Origin of the sequence: Thiorhodovibrio frisius (assembly GCF_033954835.1) — a bacterium.
In the GTDB taxonomy this organism is placed as follows: Bacteria; Pseudomonadota; Gammaproteobacteria; order Chromatiales; family Chromatiaceae; genus Thiorhodovibrio; species Thiorhodovibrio frisius.
Genome location: NZ_CP121471.1, coordinates 1535494 through 1556184 on the forward strand (window position 1 = coordinate 1535494; position 20691 = coordinate 1556184).

The 20691-nt window shown below is 61.2% G+C and carries 18 protein-coding genes; 7 read left to right on the forward strand and 11 right to left on the reverse strand.

All coding sequences use genetic code 11. The features are described from left to right. Positions 1-111: 111 nt before the first annotated feature. A complete protein-coding gene (locus tag Thiofri_RS07165; protein ID WP_009151012.1) occupies positions 112-696 on the forward strand; it encodes an N-acetylmuramoyl-L-alanine amidase in 585 nt (194 codons plus the stop codon). Between the two features lie 125 nt (positions 697-821). Here the strand turns inward: Thiofri_RS07165 and cydX are convergent, their stop codons facing one another. The 9 genes from cydX to ubiK form a co-directional block, all read right to left on the reverse strand. After that, positions 822-935: a cytochrome bd-I oxidase subunit CydX gene (gene cydX / locus Thiofri_RS07170; RefSeq protein WP_009151013.1), complete on the reverse strand. Its 114-nt coding sequence runs from the start codon at positions 933-935 to the stop codon at positions 822-824. Positions 936-965: 30 nt separating this feature from the next. After that, positions 966-2108: a cytochrome d ubiquinol oxidase subunit II gene (gene cydB / locus Thiofri_RS07175; protein WP_009151014.1), complete on the reverse strand. Its 1143-nt coding sequence runs from the start codon at positions 2106-2108 to the stop codon at positions 966-968. 4 nt (positions 2109-2112) lie between these two features. Continuing rightward, positions 2113-3723 carry a cytochrome ubiquinol oxidase subunit I gene (locus Thiofri_RS07180; protein ID WP_009151015.1) on the reverse strand — a complete coding sequence of 537 codons (1611 nt, stop codon included), beginning with the start codon at positions 3721-3723 and terminating at the stop codon, positions 2113-2115. A gap of 342 nt (positions 3724-4065) precedes the next feature. After that, on the reverse strand, positions 4066-5412 hold the full coding sequence (locus tag Thiofri_RS07185) for a Glu/Leu/Phe/Val family dehydrogenase (RefSeq protein WP_009151016.1): 1347 nt from the start codon (positions 5410-5412) through the stop codon (positions 4066-4068). Positions 5413-5423: 11 nt separating this feature from the next. After that, positions 5424-7937: a glycogen/starch/alpha-glucan phosphorylase gene (locus Thiofri_RS07190; RefSeq protein WP_009151017.1), complete on the reverse strand. Its 2514-nt coding sequence runs from the start codon at positions 7935-7937 to the stop codon at positions 5424-5426. Between the two features lie 116 nt (positions 7938-8053). Further along, positions 8054-8605 (reverse strand): DUF2939 domain-containing protein, encoded by a 552-nt coding sequence (locus tag Thiofri_RS07195; RefSeq protein ID WP_009151018.1) that lies wholly within the window; start codon positions 8603-8605, stop codon positions 8054-8056. Next, positions 8602-10548 (reverse strand): ATP-binding cassette domain-containing protein, encoded by a 1947-nt coding sequence (locus Thiofri_RS07200; RefSeq protein WP_009151019.1) that lies wholly within the window; start codon positions 10546-10548, stop codon positions 8602-8604. The genes Thiofri_RS07195 and Thiofri_RS07200 overlap by 4 nt, the downstream gene beginning before the upstream one ends. Continuing rightward, positions 10545-12128: a YifB family Mg chelatase-like AAA ATPase gene (locus tag Thiofri_RS07205; protein WP_009151020.1), complete on the reverse strand. Its 1584-nt coding sequence runs from the start codon at positions 12126-12128 to the stop codon at positions 10545-10547. The genes Thiofri_RS07200 and Thiofri_RS07205 overlap by 4 nt, the downstream gene beginning before the upstream one ends. 54 nt (positions 12129-12182) lie before the next feature. Beyond that, positions 12183-12440, reverse strand: a complete 258-nt coding sequence (ubiK, locus tag Thiofri_RS07210; RefSeq protein ID WP_009151021.1) for a ubiquinone biosynthesis accessory factor UbiK — start codon at positions 12438-12440, stop codon at positions 12183-12185. Between the two features lie 327 nt (positions 12441-12767). Here ubiK and Thiofri_RS07215 point away from each other — a divergent pair, with 327 nt between their 5' ends. The 3 genes from Thiofri_RS07215 (at position 12768) to Thiofri_RS07225 (ending at position 15415) form a co-directional block, all read left to right on the forward strand. Further along, positions 12768-13661 (forward strand): TorF family putative porin, encoded by an 894-nt coding sequence (locus Thiofri_RS07215; protein ID WP_009151022.1) that lies wholly within the window; start codon positions 12768-12770, stop codon positions 13659-13661. 93 nt (positions 13662-13754) lie between these two features. Beyond that, positions 13755-14093 (forward strand): P-II family nitrogen regulator, encoded by a 339-nt coding sequence (locus tag Thiofri_RS07220; RefSeq protein ID WP_009151023.1) that lies wholly within the window; start codon positions 13755-13757, stop codon positions 14091-14093. Positions 14094-14191: 98 nt separating this feature from the next. After that, the gene (locus Thiofri_RS07225; RefSeq protein WP_407702930.1) at positions 14192-15415 is read left to right on the forward strand and encodes an ammonium transporter; all 1224 of its coding nucleotides are present in this window, start codon (positions 14192-14194) and stop codon (positions 15413-15415) included. A 94-nt stretch (positions 15416-15509) separates the two neighbouring features. Here Thiofri_RS07225 and Thiofri_RS07230 read toward each other — a convergent pair whose 3' ends face one another. Both Thiofri_RS07230 and nth read right to left on the reverse strand, forming a co-directional pair. Continuing rightward, the gene (locus Thiofri_RS07230) at positions 15510-16799 is read right to left on the reverse strand and encodes a cation:proton antiporter (protein WP_009151025.1); all 1290 of its coding nucleotides are present in this window, start codon (positions 16797-16799) and stop codon (positions 15510-15512) included. A 12-nt stretch (positions 16800-16811) separates the two neighbouring features. After that, positions 16812-17501, reverse strand: coding sequence for an endonuclease III (gene nth, locus Thiofri_RS07235; RefSeq protein WP_009151026.1), 690 nt, complete (start codon positions 17499-17501; stop codon positions 16812-16814). Positions 17502-17677: 176 nt separating this feature from the next. Between nth and lexA the strand changes: the two genes are divergently transcribed. The 3 genes from lexA to Thiofri_RS07250 are packed head-to-tail and all read left to right on the forward strand — an operon-like array spanning position 17678 to position 20687. Continuing rightward, entirely contained in the window at positions 17678-18337 is a 660-nt protein-coding gene (lexA, locus tag Thiofri_RS07240; protein ID WP_009151027.1) for a transcriptional repressor LexA, read from the forward strand. 3 nt (positions 18338-18340) lie between these two features. Continuing rightward, entirely contained in the window at positions 18341-19054 is a 714-nt protein-coding gene (gene imuA / locus Thiofri_RS07245) for a translesion DNA synthesis-associated protein ImuA (RefSeq protein WP_143742027.1), read from the forward strand. A 55-nt stretch (positions 19055-19109) separates the two neighbouring features. Further along, complete coding sequence (locus tag Thiofri_RS07250) at positions 19110-20687, forward strand: Y-family DNA polymerase (RefSeq protein ID WP_009151029.1); 1578 nt, start codon at positions 19110-19112, stop codon at positions 20685-20687. Positions 20688-20691 lie beyond the last annotated feature (4 nt).

A 20691-nucleotide genomic window follows, 5' to 3' on the forward strand; every position in this document is an offset into this window, starting at 1 on the left:
TTAGCCCAGGGTCTGCTGAAGCGTCGGCGACTCGACATAATTGTAGCAGCGCGCGGCGAAAATGTGACGCAGCCGAGGCGTAGATACTGGCAATTAAGCGGAGGTGCAGTGATGAAAGGAGTTTTGCTGTTGGTTTTGTTTCTGGGCCTTGCCATGCCGGTCTTCGCGTTGGACGACCAGGTGCTGGTAACGGGCAAGGCGCGGCCAGATGGGGTGCGTATGATTGTTCTGCATGCCACCGGCGGGCCTGACTGCGTTGACTCGCGCAGTTTTCGCGGTGGCACGCTGGATGGCATTGTGGGGCATTTTCTGCGCAATCGCAGCCGCATTAGCATCCATTATGTGATAGGCCGCGATGGCCGGGTCGTCAGCATGGTGCCGGAGTCACAGGTCGCCTGGCACGTGCGAGGGCATAATCAGGATTCGATCGGCATTGAGCTGGTCAACGACGGTGATGGCGTTGATCCTTTCGCTGCGGCGCAGATCGATACCTTGGTTGACCTCTTGCTCGGGTTGCTTGAGCGTCATCAGTTGGAGCCGGATGCGATTAAATCTCATGCCGAGCTTGATGATTCAACCATTGTCTGCAATGGCGTTGCGATCAAACGCAAGCAGGACCCAGGGGCGGCGTTCCCTTGGGAGCGGGTGTTGGCGGAGCTTCAGTTGGACTCAGACTCGGCCTCTGTGCCTCGCTGAGTGACGGACAGGATACTCTGATTGCGACTGAGCCGGTTTGCGGTCAACATTTTGTACCCGGAAATGACGCATAAAAAAAGGGGCGCTCAGCGCCCCTGACTGCGGATCAGCAGACTCCGCGCGTCCTATTCATGATCATTGGCCGGCCCGAGAAACTGCTCGGACTCATACCACATGACATTGATGATGCCGAACGCGATGGCCAGTAGGACGCCGAGAATCCAGGCGAAATACCACATGTTTTGTCCTCCGGTGATGGATTGATCAGCTCAGTAGGCCAGGGTTTTCTGGGCCTCGATTTCCTCGGTGGTGACGCGCCGCCACATCTTCGCGTAGGTCCAGGTGGTGTAGGCGAGGATGATGGGGATGAAGATCATCGCGGCCCAAAACATCACTGTGAGTGTCAGATGGCTGGAGGTCGCGTCCCAGGCGATCAGGCTGCTATTGGGGTTGGTGCTCGAGGGCATGATGAAGGGGAACATCGCTGCGCCGGCGGTCATGATGATGCCGGTAATTCCCAGGCCGCTCAGGATCAGCCCCAAGCCGGGGCGATCACGCATGGACATGACGATGGCGCCGCCTAAGCCGGCAAAGCCGAGGATGGGGAAGAGCAACGTCAGCGGCCAGTCTTTGTAGCCGTTGAGCCAACCCCAACGGTCCGCTATCACTTCTTTGGTGAGCGGATTGGGAATGGCGTCGGCACTGGGCATATCGACCACTGAGTAACCATAGCCGGCAATGGCCAGCCAGATGCCGGCCAGTGCGAAGGTGGCGATGGTCACCAGGCCCAGCCCCTTAACAACGGCCTTGGAACGCGATGCGACGGGTTCTCCGGTACGCAGCTGCAACCAGATGGCGCCGTGCGTGGTGAGCATGGCCAGGCTGACCACACCCACTAGCAGCGCGAAGGGATTGAGCAAGCCGAAGAAACTGCCGGTGTAGTAGGGGCGCAGCAGTTCATCGAGATGGAAAGGCACCCCCTGCAACAGGTTGCCAAAGGCGATGCCGAACACCAGCGCTGGCACGGCGCCGCCGATGAACAGCCCCCAGTCCCAGGCGCTGCGCCAGACTTTGTTTTCGATCTTACTGCGGTAGTCGAAGCCGACCGGCCGGAAGAACAAGGCAAACAAGGCTAGCAGCATGGCGAAGTAAAACCCGCTGAAGGCCGCCGCATAGACCAGCGGCCAGGCGGCGAAGATGGCGCCGCCGGCGGTGATCAGCCACACCTGATTGCCATCCCAGTGCGGGCCGACGGTGTTGATGATGACTCTGCGTTCGAGGTCATTCTTGCCCAAAAAGGGCAGCAGGGTGCCAACGCCCATGTCCATGCCGTCGGTGACGGCAAAGCCAATGAAGAGCACGCCGACCAGCACCCACCAGATGAGTTTTAGGACTTCGTAGTCGAGGATCATGGCATCAGTCTCCTGCGTTTTCCTTGCTCGGTGCGCCTTCAGGCACGGCGCCGCCGCCGGTACCGGTATCGCGTTCGTGATGATAGCGCCCGGTGTGAAGTGAACTCGGGCCCTGACGGCTGAACTTGATCATCAGGAACATCTCGATCAAAAAGAGGGCGGTGTAGAAGACGATAAAGGCCGTCAGACTGGTCATGACTTGATTCGCTGTCAGGCTCGAGGCCGCGATGCTGGTCGGCAGTACTTCACCGATGGCCCAGGGTTGTCGGCCGAATTCCGCCACGAACCAGCCGGTTTCAGCTGCGATCCAGGGCACCGGAATGCTCCACAGGAAGGCGCGCAGCAGCCAGCGTTTTTGTTGGATCACGCGCTTAGCGTTGTAGTAGAAGCCGAGCACAATCAGCAACAGCATCCAGAAGCCGGCCATCACCATCACGCGGAAGCTCCAGAACAAAGGCGCGACCTCGGGAATGGAATCCTTGGCTGCGAGCTGGATCTGGTCCTCCGTGGCTTCTGCCGGATTTTCGGTGTAGCGCTTGAGCAGCAGTCCATAGCCGAGGTCGTCGACATGCTCCTCGAACACCGCGCGATTGGACTCGGTATCCTCGTCGCCGCGAAGTTTTTGCAGGTAGTCATAGGCGATCATGCCCGAGCGGATGCGTACTTCGTGATCGCGCATTAGATCTTTGAGTCCGATGACTTCCTCATCCAACGAGCGGGTGGCGATCAGCCCGAGTGCCCAGGGGATTTTGATGGCGTCGTGGGTTTCCTCGTCCTCATTGCTTGGGTGACCGTAAAGGGTGAAGGCCGCCGGTGCCTTTTCGGTGTCCCATTCGGCCTCCACCGCAGCAAGTTTGACTTTCTGCACATCGCCGACCTCATAGCCGGATTCGTCACCGAGCAGAATGACCGACAGGATCGATGCCAGGGCAAAGCCGACGGCGACCGAGAAGGAGCGCTTGGCAAAGGCCAGGTCGCGCCCTTTCAGCATGTACCAGGCCGAGATGCCCATGACGAACATGGAGGCGGTCACATAACCGGCGGCGACCGTATGCACGAACTTGACCTGGGCGACCGGGTTCATCAGCAGTTCCCAGAAGCTGGTCATTTCCATGCGCATGGTTTCATAGCTGAACTCGGCCCCGACCGGATTCTGCATCCAGCCGTTGGCGATCAGAATCCAGAGTGCTGAGAGGTTGGACCCAAACGCGGTCAGGAAGGTGACGGTGAGATGCTGGCGCTTGGACAGGCGCTCCCAGCCGAGGAAGAATAGCCCGATGAAGGTGGACTCGAGGAAGAAGGCCATCAGGCCCTCGATGGCCAGCGGGGCGCCGAACACATCGCCGACATAGTGGGAGTAGTAAGACCAGTTGGTGCCGAACTGGAACTCCATGGTGAGTCCGGTGGTGACCCCGAGCGCGAAGTTGATGCCGAACAACTTGCCCCAGAACTTGGTCATGTCGCGGTAGATTTCGCGCCCGGTCATGACATACACACTCTCCATGATGACCAGAATCCAGGAGAGTCCGAGTGTCAGGGGCACGAAGAGGAAGTGATACATCGCAGTGGCGGCGAACTGCCACCGCGATAGCTCGATCATGGTACTGTCAAGCATCGCGCTGTTTCCTCAGAGATGGTGAGAATTTGGGTGACTTGGGGTCCAGACGTGAGCGATCTGACCGCGCAGCGCTGACCCTGTCCGACAGATTAAAGCAGGTTAGAGTCCGAGATGGTAGGTCGGATATTGTGATTTTGCTGCCGCACAAACGCAATTGGCCTGCCAGGCTCTGGGGCTGAGCTGATCGTCTTTGCGGATAATAATATGCTAAACGAATTGTTAGAGTACATAGAGTACCCAGCGATAGGCGTATTTGGCGACTTCGTGCGGCAGCACTATGGAGCCGGGGCCGCCAGCGTGCCCAGCGCACGGCAAATGGGGCTTGGCAGCCCCAAGGCATCAGGGCCAGATGCCGCGTTGTTTTAGCACGTGGGCCAGGCGTTCGAGTGATTCCACCAGCGCGGCGGTGCGCAGATCGCGGCGCTGGGAGTCGGGCGCCGTTTCATCCGCAGGCGGGGTGAATTGACGCCAGCGCGCTGCCACCCGGTCGGTGGCATCGTTCATGCGCACCCGCAGCTTGCTGTTGATTTCCTCCAGCGGCCAGGTGTGGTGCTCGATGTTCTGCACCCACTCGTAGTAGCTCACGGTGACACCACCGGCATTGGCGAGAATGTCCGGCAGCACCAGAATGCCCTTGTCGGTCAGGATGTCATCGGCCTCCGGCGTGATGGGCCGGTTGGCGCCTTCCACGATCAGCCGGGCCTTGACCTGCCCTGCGTTGCCGGAATGAATCTGCCCGCCGAGCGCGGCCGGAATCAGCAGATCGCACTCCAGTGCCAGGAGTTCTGCGGCGGTGATGCTGCGGCTCTCGTCAAAGCCAAGCACGCTGCCGGTGGCGGCCTTGTGACGGGCGAGGGCGGAGAGATCCAGTCCCTCCGGGTCGAGAACGGCTCCGCGCGAGTCGCTGACGGCGATGATGCGCGCACCAAGTTCGTGCAGCAGCTGCGCGGCAACCCGGCCGACCTCGCCATAGCCCTGAATCACAACGCTCGCGCCATCAAGCTCGCTCAAGCCAGGGACCGCACCCAAGGAGACCAGCCGCTCGGCGCTGTAGACGCAGCCGCGTCCTGTGGCCTCGTCCCGCCCCTCGGAGCCGCCGAGCTCCAGCGGCTTGCCAGTGACCACCGGCAGATTGTTTTTGCCCGGGTGCATGGCGTCGAAGGTGTCCAGAATCCAGGCCATGGTCTGGGAGCTGGTGTAGAGATCCGGCGCTGGGATGTCGGTATAAGGTCCGATATTGTCGCCAAGTTCCGAGATAAAGCGCCGAGTGATGTGGCGCAGTTCGCGCTCGCTCAAGTGCTTCGGGTCGCAGGTCACCCCACCCTTAGCTCCGCCGAAGGGCACCCGCACCAGGGCGCATTTCCAGGTCATGAGCGCGGCCAGGGCGCCGACTTCAGGCAGGGACACGCGCGGGTGATAGCGAATGCCGCCCTTGCCAGGACCAAGCAGGCGGTTGTGCAACACTCGGTAGCCAACGAAATTCGCCAGGCTGCCGTCATCGCGCTCAATGGGCACATTGACGGTGAGGGTGCGCCTTGGCCGCCGCAGCACCTGGATCAGGCCTGGGTCGATGTCGGTCAGGTGCGCGCAGGCGCGCTCGAACTGCACATCAATGATGCGTTCGGGGTCGAGTTCGTGCGGTGCCGGTTCGTTGCCCGCAGGGGTTGGTTGCTGGGTCTTGCTCATGGGTCCTTCCGTCAATGTTTGCCGGGCGCCGGCGGGCGCACTGGATCTAGCCGCCAGATATCGCGGTTGTATTCTGCAATGGTGCGGTCGGAGGAGAAATAGCCGCTGTGGGCGGTGTTGAGAATGCTCATGCGCAACCAGCGCTCACGGTCTTGATAGGCCTCGGCCACCTGCTCTTGGGTCAGGCGGTAGCTGTCGAAGTCGGCCGCCGTCAGCCAGGGATCAAAGGGATCGCGAATGCTGTGGATGATGGGGTCAAAAATGCCTTGCTCGAACTGGCAAAAATGCCCGGATTCCAGCAGCGCCATGGTCTCGGCCAGCGCCGGAGTGCGCTCGATGATGCCATTGGGGTCGTAGTTGCCTCGGGTTTGCTCGACTTCCTTAGCGGTCAGGCCGAACAGGAAGAAGTTCTCATCGCCAACTTTCTCGCGAATCTCGATATTGGCGCCGTCCAGGGTGCCGATGGTCAGCGCGCCGTTCATCATGAACTTCATGTTGCCGGTGCCGGAGGCTTCCTTGCCCGCAGTCGAGATTTGCTCGGACAAGTCGGTGCCAGGTGCCAGCACTTCCATCACAGAGACGCGATAGTCCGGAATGAAAGCAATGCGCAGTTGCTGATTGACCTTGGGGTCGGCATTCACCACCGAGGCGACGTTGTTGATGAGCTTGATAATGCGCTTGGCCATCTCATAGCCAGGCGCTGCCTTGCCGCCGATCAAAGCGCAGCGCGGAGTGCCAATGTCCTCGCCACGCTTGATGCGCGCATAAAGATAGATCAGATGCAGGACGTTGAGCAGCTGGCGTTTGTACTCATGGATGCGCTTGACCTGCACGTCAAACAGGAAGTCGGTTGGGAAGTCGACATTGCAGGCGGCCGTCACCATGGTGGCCACTCGCTTCTTGTTTGCCTGTTTGATCTTGTCCCAGCGCTCGCGCATGGCGGCATCCTCGGCCGAGGGCGCCATGCGCCCGAGCAGGGACAGGTCGTTGACCCAGTCCTCGCCGATGGTGTCGTTCAGTAGCTCGCGCAGGCCTGGATTGCACATGGCCAGCCAGCGGCGTGGGGTGACACCATTTGTCTTGTTGTTGAACTTGTCCGGCCAGAGTTCGTAAAAATCGCGGAACAGGCCGTGAATCAGCAACTCCGAATGCAGCGCCGCCACGCCATTGACCGAGAAGCTGCCGACAATGGCCAGAAAGGCCATGCGCACCTGGGGATCATCGCTCTCTTCGATCAGCGACATGCGCCGCTGGCGATCCATGTCGCCCGGCCAGCGCCCGGCGACCTCGGACAGAAAGCGCGCGTTGATTTCGTAGATAACTTCCAGCAGCCGCGGTACCAGTTGTGCAAACAGCCGCACCGGCCAGCGCTCCAGCGCCTCGGGCAGCAGGGTGTGGTTGGTGTAGGCCATGGTCTGGCTGGTAATGGCCCAGGCCTCTGCCCACTCCATGTGATGCTCGTCCATCAGCTGGCGCATGAGCTCGGGGACAGAGATGGCTGGATGGGTGTCGTTGAGCTGGAAGCAGTTTTTCTCGGCAAAGTGGGTAAAGTCCTTGCCGTGCAGGCGAATCCAGTCGCGCATCACGTCCTTGATGCTGGCGCTGGCGAGGAAATACTGCTGGCGCAGGCGCAGTTCCTTGCCGCACTCGTTGGAATCGTTGGGGTAGAGCACCATGGTGATGTGCTCGGCGTCGTTCTTGGCCGCGACCGATTCCGGATAGCTGCCGGCGTTGAATTCGCCCAGGTCAAACTCATCGGTGGCGGCGGCCGACCAGAGTCGCAGCGTATTGACGGTGTCGTTGAGGTAGCCGGGAATGGGAATGTCGTAAGGCACAGCCAGTACGTTGTTTGTATCGACCCAGCGTTTGTGTAGACGCCCGTGATCGTCAAGGTATTCTTCGGTGCGACCACCAAACTTAATGCGCTGGGTGTATTCCGGACGTTCCAGCTCCCAGGGCACGCCATCGCGCAACCAATGATCGGGTTCCTCGACCTGATGGCCGTTTTCGATCAGCTGGCGGAACATGCCGTATTCGTAGCGCAGCCCATAGCCTTTGACTGGCAGTTGCAGGGTGGCGCAGCTATCGAGAAAGCAGGCAGCGAGTCGACCCAGACCACCGTTGCCCAGCCCGGCATCCATTTCGGCGGCTTCAATTTCCTCCAGCATCAGGCCCATGTCGTGCAGGTTTTTTGCGGCCCCTTCAGTGAGACCCAGGTTCATCAGGGCGTTGCTCGTGGTGCGGCCCATCAGGAACTCGAGTGACAGATAATGGGTGCGCTTGCAATTGGCGGCATCCTGCGCGGCGCGGGTGCTTTTCCAGCGCTCCATCAGCCGGTCGCGTAGGGCAATGGCCAGTGCCTTGTAGGGGTAGTAGCTGGAGCGACAATCGCGATCACGGCCGAAATTGTGCGCGTAATAGTGTTGAAAATCCCGCGCCAAACCGGGTCCGTCCATCGCCAGGGGCGGCAGGTCGAACAGGCTGTCGTTAGGGGAACTCTCGCAGAGATCTTTGAACGGGGACATGGAATAACCTTAATAAAAAGACAGGGAATAAGGACTCTCGAGCGCTAGCGGCAGTGTAACAAAAGCGCTCGGGGTTGTTGGTGGCGGATCGCGCGGCTTGCTTTGCCTTTGTACCATCAATAAGAGACGGCTGTGATGCGCCAGCGCAGCGGCGCTGGGCGCAGTAGCAGGGTGACGGGCTCGCCGTCGGGCTGCTCGAGCTTGATCAGGAAGCCATGGGGAGGGTCATAAAAGGCATAGATAACACGTTCTAACAGCGGAGTCTGGCTGCTCTCATCGCGCAGCAGTCCAGCAATCCATTCGAGCTTGACCAGGTGATCAATGGCTGCGGTTCCCTGTTGCTGGAGACCTTGCTCGATCCACTCGATGAAGTGATCCGACACCTCGCCAATGTCGCTTTTGAGGTCTTTGTTGAGGCGGCGGCGAATTTGATCGCGCACCGCTCCCAGGTCAACAAAGGGGCGCAGCGCCTCCGGCGTGGCGGAACTGGCCGCGCGGCTCATGCGCCACAGAGTCCAGTAGGGGGAGGCGAAAAGTAGCAGCCCGGCCAAGGTCAGGCTGACAAGGGCATGCCAGGCCCATTTTGGCAGGCGCAGGCGCCGGTCGCGCAGCTCGTGCCATTCGCGCATCCACCACTGCCAGCGATACTGGGGCGGTAGGTGCGTCATGCGGCGGTGGCCTCGGCCTGTTCCAGGGCTTCGCCCGCCTGGAGCCAGCTGTGTTCGACGCTGGCAAGATCGGCATCCACCTGCTGCTTTTCGGCGATCAGCGACAACAGCCGAGCTTTGGCGTCTTCCTGGTAAAGCGCACTGTCGCCAAGCGCAGTTTCCAGCTCGTACTGGCGTGTGCTGAGGTGGTCCAGGCGTTGCTCAAGCTCGTTCAGGCGCCGGCGCAGTGGCAGGGTGCGGGCGCGGGCCTCGGCCTCGCGTCGGCGTTGATCCTTGCGCGCATCGCGTTCGCTAGCGTTGGCGCCAACCTGGAGGTTCAGCGTGTTTTCGGCAGCAGACGTGCTATTGGATCGGGCCGCGCCGGGCGTCTGGTTGCGCGCGGCTAGCCAGGCCGGATAGTCATCGAGGTCGCCGTCGAAACTTGTCACCTGACCCTGATCGACCAGCCAGAGTTCGTCGCAACTCAGGCGCAGCAGGTGGCGATCATGTGAGACCAACACCAGAGCGCCGGCAAAGGCCTGGAGCGCGCGGCTGATGGCCAGGCGCATGTCGATGTCGAGATGATTGGTCGGCTCGTCGAGCAGCAGCAGATTGGGACGCTGATAGACCAGCAGGGCCAGGGCCAGGCGTGCCTTCTCACCGCCTGAGAAGGGAGCAATGGGGTCGGTCACCCGTTCGCCACCAAAGCCAAAGCCGCCGAGATAGTCGCGCAGCCCCTGTTCCGGACGCTCCGGGTCGAGGCGGCGCAGATGCCCAAGCGCTGAATCTTCAAGGTTGAGCTGATCGAGCTGATGCTGGGCGAAATAGCCGATTTTCAGCCCCTCGGATGCAAGCCGCTCGCCGCTCACCGGCGCCAGCTGTCCAGCGAGTAGTTTGATCAGGGTGGATTTGCCGGCGCCATTGGGGCCAAGCAGGCCGATGCGGCCACCGGGCGCGAGGCTGAGATCAAGCTCCTGCAACACAGGGGTTTCGCCGTAGCTCACACTGGCGCTCTCGAGCCTTAGCAGCGGATTGGCCGCGCGTGCCGGTTCAAAAAAAGCAAAGGAGAAGGGTGAGTCGATATGCGCCGGGGCGATCAACTCCATGCGCTCAAGCGCCTTGAGCCGGCTCTGGGCCTGGCGCGCTTTGGTCGCCTTGGCGCGAAAGCGGTCGACAAAGCTGCGCGCATGGGCGATTTCGCGTTGCTGTTTTGCGTGTGCCGCCTGCTGCTGCGCCAGTCGCTCGCCGCGCTGGCGCTCGTAGGCGGAATAGCCGCCGTTGACCAGACCCAGGCGGCCTTGCTCGAAGTAGCAGACCTGGGTGGCAATGGCGTCGAGAAAATCCCGATCATGCGAAATCAGCAGCAGGGTGCCGGGGTAATCTTTAAGCCAGCTCTCGAGCCAGATCACGGCGTCGAGGTCGAGATGATTGGTGGGTTCGTCCAGCAGTAGCAGATCGGAGCGGCACATCAGTGCCTGTGCCAGGGCCAGGCGCATGCGCCAGCCGCCGGAGAAGCTGTCGATCGGGCGTTGCTCGCTACCTGGCGCGAATCCGAGCCCCTGCAGTAGTCGTGCAGCCCGGCTTTCGGCGCGGTAGCCGTCAATGGCCTCGAAGGCATCGTGCAGTCCGGCCAGGTGCAGGCCCTGGTCGGCCTCGTGGGCCGCTGCATCCATCTCGCGTTGCAGGCGGCGCCAGGGTGCATCGCCGTCGAGCACAAAGTCCAGGGCGCTTTGCTGGCCCGCCGGGGTTTGCTGTGCGACCGCCGCCAGTTGCCAGTTAGGGGGCAGACTGAACTCGCCATGATCAGGTGTCAGCTCGCCGCGCAACAATGCAAAGAGGCTGGATTTGCCGCAGCCGTTGGGTCCTACCACGCCAAGGCGTTGGCCTGGGTGAATGCGCAGATCGGCCTGCTCAAACAGCACTCTGGGACCGCGTCTGAGACTGAGCGCGCGCAGTTCGATCATGCCCGTGACGCCCTGTTGGTTTTCGGGCTTGATTGCCTGTTTGATCTTTGGCCCGCTGTTTGGTCAGCCGCGTCCCCGCGATCAAGGCGGCGGTAGCCGATGGCTTCGCTCAGATGCGCTGGAGTGATGGCCGGACTGTCGTCGAGATCGGCGATGGTGCGCGCGAGCTTCAAGATTCGATGATAGGCGCGCGCCGAGAGCCCCAGGCGCTGCATGGCGGTGCTGATCAGGGCGCGGCTGGTGTCATCGAGCTGACAATGTTGTTCGATGCCAGCGGGTTGTAGCTGGCTGTTGGGGCCGCCGCCGCGCGTCTCGGCGCGGGCGCGTGCAGCGCACACCCGCTCGCGCACCGCCGCGCTGGATTCAGTAGGGGGCCGCGGGCCGGCCAACTCGGTGGGGCTGAGCCTGGGGACTTCTAACTGCATATCGATGCGATCAAGCAGGGGGCCGGAAATACGGGCACGATAGCGCGCGACTTGCTCGGCAGTGCAATGACAGCGCCCGCTCGGGTCACCAAGGTAACCGCAGGGGCAGGGATTCATCGCGGCCAAGAGCTGAAAACGCGCTGGGAATTCGGCCTGACGCGCGGCACGCGAAATGTGAATGCGCCCGGATTCGAGCGGCTCGCGCAGTACCTCCAGCACCCGGCGATCGAATTCTGGCAGCTCATCAAGGAAGAGCACTCCATGATGTGCAAGCGAAATCTCACCTGGTCGTGGATGACTGCCACCCCCGACCAGGGCTGGTCCGGAGGCGGTGTGATGGGGTGCGCGAAAGGGCCGTTCGCGCCAGCGGCTGCGATCCAGCTGTTCTCGCCCCACCACAGAGCGCACGGCCGCTGCCTCCAGGGCTTCTTCTTCGGTTAGCGGCGGCAGAATGCCGGGCAGGCGGCTCGCGAGCATGGATTTGCCGGTGCCGGGCGGGCCGACGAACAGCAGGCTATGAGCACCGGCGGCGGCGATTTCCAGTGCCCGCTTAGCCTGGGGCTGGCCGCGAACCTCGGCCAGGTCGGACAGTGGTGCGCTGTCGGCTTCGGCGGCGGGTTGGGTTTGGTGAGGCGCCAGCGGCTCGATCTGATTCAGATGCTGACAGACATCGAGCAGGTGGCGCGCGGGCAGGATGCGCAGATCGCGCACCAGGCTGGCCTCATCGGCGTTTTCGACCGGTAGCACCAGCGCGCGTCCGGCAGCGCGCGCTGCCAGTGCCGAGGGCAGCACGCCCGAAACTGGCCGCAGGGCGCCGGAAAGGGCCAGTTCGCCCAGAAACTCATGCTCGGCGATGGCCTCGGGCTGCAATTGCCCGGAAGCACCAAGAATGCCAAGCGCGATGGGCAGATCGAAGCGGCCACCATCCTTGGGTAAATCCGCCGGTGCGAGATTGATGGTCACGCGCCCGTCCGGAAATTGAAAACTGCCGCTGCGCAGCGCGCCGCGCACCCGGTCCTTGCTCTCGCGCACGGCCATTTCGGGTAATCCAACGATGGACAGGCCGGGCAGGCCGCCAGCGGTCTGCACCTCGACAATCACCTCAAGCGCCTGAATGCCATAGGGGGCACGGCTATGGAGAATGCTGAGGCCCACGCGCCGCTCGCTTGCTGGTTAGGGGCGGTGTGCTGGCCATCGGGCTCGGATGGCTCAGACCTTGCCGGCGCGTGCCGATTGCTCAAGCTCGGCAATGCGTGCCTCCAGTGCTTCCAGCTTAGCGCGGGAGCGCGCCAGCACAGCGGCCTGAATGTCGAATTCCTCGCGGGTGACCAAGTCGAGCCGGTTCAGTCCAGCCTCGAGCGTTGCGCGCATGCTGCGCTGTAGGTCTTCTTGCAACACTTGCATGCCTTTTGGCATTGCGGCACTGAGACGGCGGGCGAGTTCATCGAGCTGTTTTGGGTCCAACATGGCGCGGCTACCTGTTCTTGCTGAAAGAAATATCAGCCATTATAGAGCCTGTTTGGGTGTCGCGTCCTCGGGGATTCGCGCACCGATACAGCGCATCTTTTGGGTGCGATCACGGATTTTTAGCACTATTTTGGTGCATTTATTGATGTATTTTTGCAACAGTCGTGAGTGATCGTTGTGTTTTCGTAACATTCAGGGCTGGCATGCGTTCTGCTTGCAGAATTGTCAGTTCCAGCCGCCGCAGCTTTTTGCTGCACTGCTTTTTGCTGCACTGAGGTGGCGGACGAATTAACCGGTTTTCACTGACAACTGATTAGGATGAGACGTATGAAAAAAATCGCCATGAAAGAAACCGCACGCATTCATCGGTCGTCGCCGCGACTCGCCGGTCTGGCGGCGGCAGTCGCTCTCTCGCTGGCCGGCACCAACGTCGCGCTGGCACAAGGGGCGGGGCCTTGGGATTTCAGCGCAAACATTGGCGCCGTTTCTAATTACATGTGGCGCGGCGTTACCCAGACGGGGGACGGCGCGGCAGTGCAGGGTGGGCTGGATGTGGCTCACGAGAGCGGCTTCTATGCTGGTACTTGGGCGTCGAACATCGATTGGGACGATGGAACCCAAACAGTGACCGGGGTTGTGCGACTCGATCCAACCACGGGGCGCCCAACGGTTGTGGGCACGACATCCGGCAATAATTCGGGTTTGCCGACCTATGAACTCGACTTGTATGCGGGTTACGACTTTAGCCTGCCTGATGAAAACGCCAGCTTGGGCCTCAATACCATCTACTACGCCTATCCTGACAGCTCGGGTAACGTCGACTTTTGGGAAATCGGTATCTCTGGTGGCTATGATTTCGGTCCTGCTGCCGTGTCTGGCGGCATTCAATATACCGCATGGAACGGCAAGGTGAACGATGGCGGCATGTTCGCGGAGGGCGACCTTTACTACAGCGCCGCCTTGGATGTCCCGCTTCCCCGGGATTTTAGTTTCGGCGTTTTCGGCGGTTACTATGACTTTGATAATGACCGCTATTTCTACGCCGACAGTAATGGTGTCGCAAAAAAAGCCTCCTACGATTACTGGCATTGGGGGGCGACCGTCAGCAAAGAGGCGGGCGACTTTGGGACCTTTAGCTTCACTTATGAACAAGTGGATGCCGATGGCGACTACTATGACGAAGATGCCCAAGTCTGGGTCGGTTGGAACAAAACGTTCTAAGTCGTCCGAGTATCCTGACGTTCCGACAGGCTAATTGCGCGGGGACCGTCAATGGCGGTTACCCGCACTTAATACACTTAGGGAGCTTATGCAATGAAGCTGATCACAGCAGTGATTAAACCATTCAAGCTCGATGATGTGCGGGAGGCGCTGGCCGATATCGGCGTGTCTGGCATCACTGTCATCGAGGTTAAGGGTTTCGGGCGGCAGAAAGGCCACACCGAACTGTATCGCGGTGCCGAGTATGTCGTCGACTTTCTGCCCAAAATTAAGGTGGAAATTGCTGTCGACGATGGTCTGGTTGAGCAGGTGATTGAAGCTGTCACCAATGCAGCCCGTACCGGCAAGATCGGCGACGGCAAGATTTTCGTCTTCGACGTCGGTCAGGTCATCCGCATCCGTACCGGCGAGACCGGTCCCGACGCGCTTTAAGCGACTTTTGCAGGAGGAACCTCATAGTGGAAGAACCAACGATACAGCTCGCCTACGCGCTGGATACCTTTTACTTTCTCGTCTCCGGTGCTCTTGTCATGTGGATGGCCGCCGGTTTTGCGATGCTCGAGGCGGGGCTGGTCCGCGCCAAGAATACCGCTGAAATTCTTACCAAGAACGTCGCGCTCTTTGCCATCAGCTGCATCATGTACATGTTGATTGGTTACGGCATCATGTATCCGGCGGGTGGTAACGGCGTTATCCCAAGCATCAACTGGTCGTTCATGTTCATGAACGCGACGGACGACAATACGCTCAAAGCGATCACCGAGGCTATTGCCGCGAAGGCAGCCAACCCAGAAGAAGCCCCTGACCCGTCCTACTACTCGGGTCTTTCCGACTTCTTTTTTCAGGTGGTCTTTGTCGCCACCGCCATGTCGATTGTCTCCGGTGCCGTGGCCGAGCGTATGAAGCTTTGGGCTTTCTTGGCCTTCGCCGTCATCATGACCGGCTTTATCTATCCAATGCAGGGTTACTGGAAGTGGGGCGGTGGCTGGCTCGACGGCATCGGCTTTAACGACTTTGCCGGATCGGGTATCGTCCATCTGTGCGGTGCCTCTGCGGCTCTGGCCGGTGTGATTCTGCTCGGCGCGCGTAAAGGCAAGTACGGCAAGGACGGCAGCATCAACGCCATTCCTGGCTCCAATCTGCCGCTGGCAACCCTGGGTACCTTTATTCTGTGGCTGGGCTGGTTCGGCTTTAACGGTGGTTCGGAACTCAAGATTTCCGACATCGGCGAGGCCAACGCGGTGGCTGCCGTCTTCGTCAACACCAACATGGCCGCAGCTGGTGGTCTGGTTCTGGCGTTGATCACCGCTCGTATCATGTTCGGCAAGGCCGATCTCACCATGGCACTGAACGGCGCTTTGGCCGGTTTGGTCGCTATTACCGCCGAGCCACTGACCCCGAGCCCGATCGCGGCAACCCTGATCGGCGGCCTCGGCGGCGTGATTGTGGTCTTCGCCATCGTCACCATGGATAAGCTGCGCATCGATGACCCGGTCGGTGCCATCTCAGTGCATGGTGTTGTCGGCATGTGGGGTCTGATCGCTGTGCCGCTGACTAATGGCGACGCATCCTTTGTTGCTCAGTTCATTGGTCTCTTCACCATTCTGGCATGGGTCTTTGCCGCATCTCTTCTGACGTGGTTCCTGATCAAGCTGGCCATGGGCCTGCGTGTCAGCGAGGAGGAAGAGTACGAGGGCGTCGATATTGGCGAATGTGGCCTGGAAGCCTATCCGGAGTTTGTCAAGGCAGGTTAGTGATGATGCGATAGCATCTCATCATCCTTGCAACGGGGCCTGCGGGCCCCGTTTTTTTTTGGCTATGCACCGCGCTGGTGCAACCGTCAGTGTGTCACTCAGGTTCAGGTGCCCTGTCCTCCGGTTCGGCGGCCCCGAACTCGCGGTTCGCGCTTTGATTGAATGCGCGAATCACGGGTGCCAGCGTCAGCCCCTGGACCATGATCGAGAACACCACAATCATATAGGTGACGGTCAGGATCAAGTCGCGGGTGGCGCCGGGTGGCAGGGACAATGCCAGGGCGACCGAGATACCGCCGCGAATTCCGCCCCAGGTCAGCACCGCCACGGTACCGGGTGAGACATTGCGAAAACCGCGATAAAGTCCCAGCGGCACGCCGATGCTTAGCGCCCGGGCGAGCAGCACCAGCGGAATGAGTAGCGCGCCAGCGAGGAGAAAACTCTCTTTAATCGTTAGTGCCAGTACCTCGAGTCCGATCAGCACGAACAGTACAGCGTTTAGCGATTCATCCACCAGCTCCCAGAAGGAATCCAGGTGCTCGCGCGTTTTGTTTGACATGGCGCCGCCGAGTCCCTGGTTACCGATCATCAAGCCGGCGACCACCACGGCAATGGGGGCGGATAAATGCACATGCTCGGCAATCGCGTAGCCTCCACTCGCCACGGCGAGCGTAATCAACACCTCAGCCTGATAATTGTCGATGCGTCTAAGCATTTCGAGCGCAATCTGACCAACGATGAGCCCGAAGATGGCACCGCCGATGGCCTCCTGTGCAAACAGGACCAGCACATGATCGAGACTGATGTGCTGACCGTCGATGGCTATGTCGAATAGCACCATGAAGAGCACCACCGCGACGCCATCATTGAACAGAGACTCTCCGGTGATCTTGGTCGCCAGACTTTTGGGCGCGCCGGCGCTTTTGAGTATTCCCAGTACGGCAATCGGGTCGGTTGGTGAAATAAGGGCACCGAATAGCAGACAATAAATATAGGGAATATCGAAGCCCAGCAGCAGAAAGACCAGATAGACCGCAAGGCTAATGATCAGGCTAGCGAGAAAAACGCCAATTGTGGTGAGGGCCGCAATGGTGTTGCGGTGTTCTGCCAGATCATGAATGTTGACATGCAAGGCTCCGGCAAACAGCAGAAAGCTCAGCATGCCGTGCAAAACGGTGGCATTGAAGTCGACGCTTGCCACCAGTTCGCGGGCGTCCAGGGCGATATACTCGCTCAGTGGCAATGGCAGTAGCAGGACCAGCGACATCGCCAGCGCCATCATCATCAAACCGATTGCCGTTGGCAGTTTAAGAAAGCGGGTATTGAGCCAGCTAAAAACCGCCGACAAGGAAATCAATACTGCGATGACATCAAAAAGATCCATACTTCAGGTCCTCTAAAGTGTCTGGTGAGGTGGCTGGTCGCCGGAGTCTTTCACCAGGGATGGGGCTGTGGGTGAAGCGCGATCAGGGAATTCACATAAATCCGCGATGCAACAATCCGTGCAGCGCGGGCGGCGGGCCGTGCAGCTGTAGCGACCGTGTAGGATGAGCCAGTGGTGGGCGTCTTTGAGGAATTCTTGCGGGACTAAGCGCAGCAGTTGCTTTTCGACCGCGAGCGGCGTTTTGCCTGGGGCGAGGCGGGTGCGGTTGGCAACACGAAAAATATGGGTATCGACGGCGATGGTCGGCTCGCCGAAGGCAGTGTTCAGGATGACATTGGCGGTCTTGCGCCCGACACCGGGCAGGGCTTCGAGTGCAGCGCGCTCGCGCGGGACTTGGCCCTGGTGGTGTTCAAGCAACAGGGCGCAAGTTTTGAGGATATTCCGAGTCTTGGTGTTGAACAGGCCAATGGTGCGGATGTGTTCGCTCAAGCCTGCCTCGCCGAGCGCGAACATGGCACGGGGTGTGTTGGCGATGGCAAAGAGCGTCTCGGTGGCCTTGTTGACGCTTTTGTCCGTGGCCTGGGCGGATAGGATCACGGCGATCAGCAGCTCGAACGGAGAGGCATAGCGCAGCTCCGTGGTGGGGTGCGGATTCGCGGCGCGCAGACGGGTGAAAATCTCGGTGCGTTTGGCTCTGTTCATGTTGGCGGTAAAGGATAGCCCAAACAGACAGGGTTGTTGGTGGCTTTAGGGCTTTTCAGGCAGGCTTTTTCGGGATGGGCCAGGCGCTGGGGCCTTGCGGCTTGCGAGATGGTCAGGACTGTCTAAAATAACAGTATTCTGATCTTCATTGATCCTAACCCACTCTGGAGTCGCCCGTGGCAGAGCCCACCTTGACTGACCGCCAGCGGGAAATTCTGGCGTTGATTCGCCGCTATGTGCTGGAGACCGGTTATCCGCCGACGCGCGCGGAGATTGCCGCCGCCTGCGGTTTCCGCTCGGTCAATGCAGCCGTAGACCACCTTAAGGCGCTGGCCCGTCGCGGGGTGATTGAGCTTAAACCGGGCGCGTCGCGCGGCATCCGGCTGCTTGATTCGCCCGCGCCCGCCTCAGCCCCTCCCGCGGCTGGCACTCTGCCGCTGGTCGGGCGAGTGGCCGCAGGGCGCCCCCTGCTGGCGCTCGAGCATATCGAGGACTATTACCCAATTGACCCCGCCCTGTTTCACCCGCGTGCGGATTATCTGCTGCGGGTCAGTGGCGCGAGCATGCGCGATGCCGGCATTTTCGATGGCGATCTGCTCGCGGTGCGGCGCACGGCAGAGGCGTGCAATGGGCAGATTCTCATCGTGCGTGTCGATGATGAAGTCACGGTCAAGCGTTTCCAGCAATCCGACGATGCACCTCATCGCGTGCGCCTGTTGCCCGCAAACCCGGAGTTTGACCCCATCGATATCGACTTGCGCGCGCAGGAATTGGCGGTCGAAGGTCTGGCTGTTGGCGTGCTGCGCCGGCAACTGGCGACATCTTTGGGGGGCTGATCCTTGGCACTGGCAACGGCAAGCACCCCGGAGCCGATGGATGTCGTCGCGGCAGCGGGATTGGCACCGGTATCGGCACCAGGACTGTCACCGGGACCAGTATCACCTCCTGTACCCAGGGCGCTGTTAGAGGAACTACTCGCTGAGCGCGGCGACCTGTGGCGTGGCAAGGGAGAGACGGCTTGTGCCGAGCCTGGGCTGGCGAGCGGTTTCGCAGCCCTGGATCGGGCGTTGGTCGGCGGCGGCTGGCCCAACGCCGGTCTGTGCGAGATTCTGACCGACAGTCCCGGTCCGGGCCTGGCGTTGATTTTGCCTGCACTGGCGCGGCTTGGCCGGCAGCGCCCCTGGATACTCATGGCTGCGCCGCCGCTGCTGCCCTATGCGCCGGCGCTGGCGGCCCGTGGCCTGGAGCCGGGTCGATTGCTGGTTGTCACCTGCCAGCCGGTGTTGTGGGTCATGGAACAGGCGCTGCAGGCTGGTAGTTGTGCCGCCGTCATTGGCTGGATCGAGCGCGGTACGATGGCGGACCTGCGGCGTTTGCAGCTGGCATCGGTGCAAACGCGCACCCCTGCCTTTGTGTTTCGCCCGCCAGCCGTGGCGACTCAGCCATCGCCCGCCGGTCTGCGCCTGCAACTCGGTGCCATGACGCCCAATCAACTCGAGCTCAGGCTGCTCAAACAGCGCGGTCGTTCAGCGACGGTCAAGCTGCGGTTCTAAGGCTCATGGTCCCGCTCACCACCAGCACTGAAGCGGCTGCTTCACGCTAATTGGCATGCTCCCATCCTGTTGGTTGGCGGTGTCTTTCCCGGCGCTCCCGCTCGAAGTCTATCAGCGCGCCTGGGGTGAGCAGCGACCCCTTGCCATTACGGATGGGGCGCGGGTCATCGCCTGCAATCCGGCGGCACGGGCGGTGGGCGTGCGCGCAGGGCTCGCGCGTTTGGCGGCGCTTGCGCTGAGTGCTGAGTTATGCACACGTCCACGCCGCCCGGCGCTGGAGCGGGCCGCGCTTGAGCGTCTCGCCGCCTGGGCGCTGGCGTTTAGCGATCAGGTCAGTGTGGCGCCACCTCGGGCGTTGGTTCTCGAGGCAGGGCGCAGTCTGAAGCTCTTTGGCGGTGCCCAAGCCTTCTATCGCGCTGTGGTTGAGGCAGCCGCAGCTCTCGGCTATCAAGCACAGGTCTGCATGGCGCCGACGCCCGGGGGTGCTCTGCTGCTGGCGGCCTGGGGCTGCGAGGAAATCCTTGTCCGCCCCGAGGATCTGCGCCGGCGGCTGGCTGCACTGCCACCGCTGGCGCTGGGTTTGAATGCGCGCGCCCAAGCCGACTGCCAGCGCATGGGCCTAGGCTGCATTGGCGATCTGCTGGCATTGCCGCGCGCCGGTCTGGCCCTGCGTTTTGGCACCGCGCTGGTGGACAGGCTCGAAGCTGTGCTGGGCGAAAAGCCTGATCCGCGACTGCCGTTTGTCCCGCCGGATCGCTTTCATGGCGAGCTGGAATTGCCGGTTGAGATACAGGAGACGGACGCGCTCATCTTTGCCTGCCGGCGGCTGCTGGCGGAGCTTTGCCGTTTGTTGCAGGCGCGCCAGGCGGTGGTGTCGATGCTCTACTGGACCTGGCTTCATGCCGAGGGGCAGAGCACGGCGCTGCGCCTCGGCAGCGCCAGACCCGAGGCCGACCTAGAGTCCTGGACGTGGTTGCTGCGCGCGCGTCTGGCCGCTGCGCCGGTGGTGGCGCCGGTGCGGGCGATTGTGCTCGCGAGCGATCCTTTTCAGATGATCACCCTGCACACTGGCGATTTGTTTGCGCACCATGAAGGGAGCCGTCACTATGGGGCTGATCTGCTCGATCGGCTGCGCGCACGTCTTGGCGAGGAGGCGGTTAAGACCTTGGCGCTGGTGGACGATCACCGCCCCGAGCGGGCCTGGCGCTGGATGAAACCAAGTTCGCCCCCGGGCGATGATGACCGGCCCGGGGGGCAGCCCGCTGACCTCCAGCCAATTTCAGGACGCGGGCGCGATGAGCGGCCGCTGTGGCTGTTGCAGCAACCGCTGCGTCTGCGCTTGCGCGACGGGTGTCTGTGGTTGGCCGACTCTGCCGCAGCGGCGATGCTGCCCGGGTTGGCGCGGGCGCAGCCGCTCAGATTCAGTGGTGGGCGTGAACGCATTGAAACCGGCTGGTGGGATGCGCATCCGGTGGCGCGAGATTACTTCAGCGTGCAGGCGGCAAACGGAGAAAGATTCTGGGTCTATCGCCGCCTGGCCGGGGATAGTACGCCGGGTCATGGCAGGCCGGCGCAGGCCCCTGGTGGCGAGGTGCATGCAGGCTGGTATCTGCATGGCGCTTTCGGGTTGTGAACTC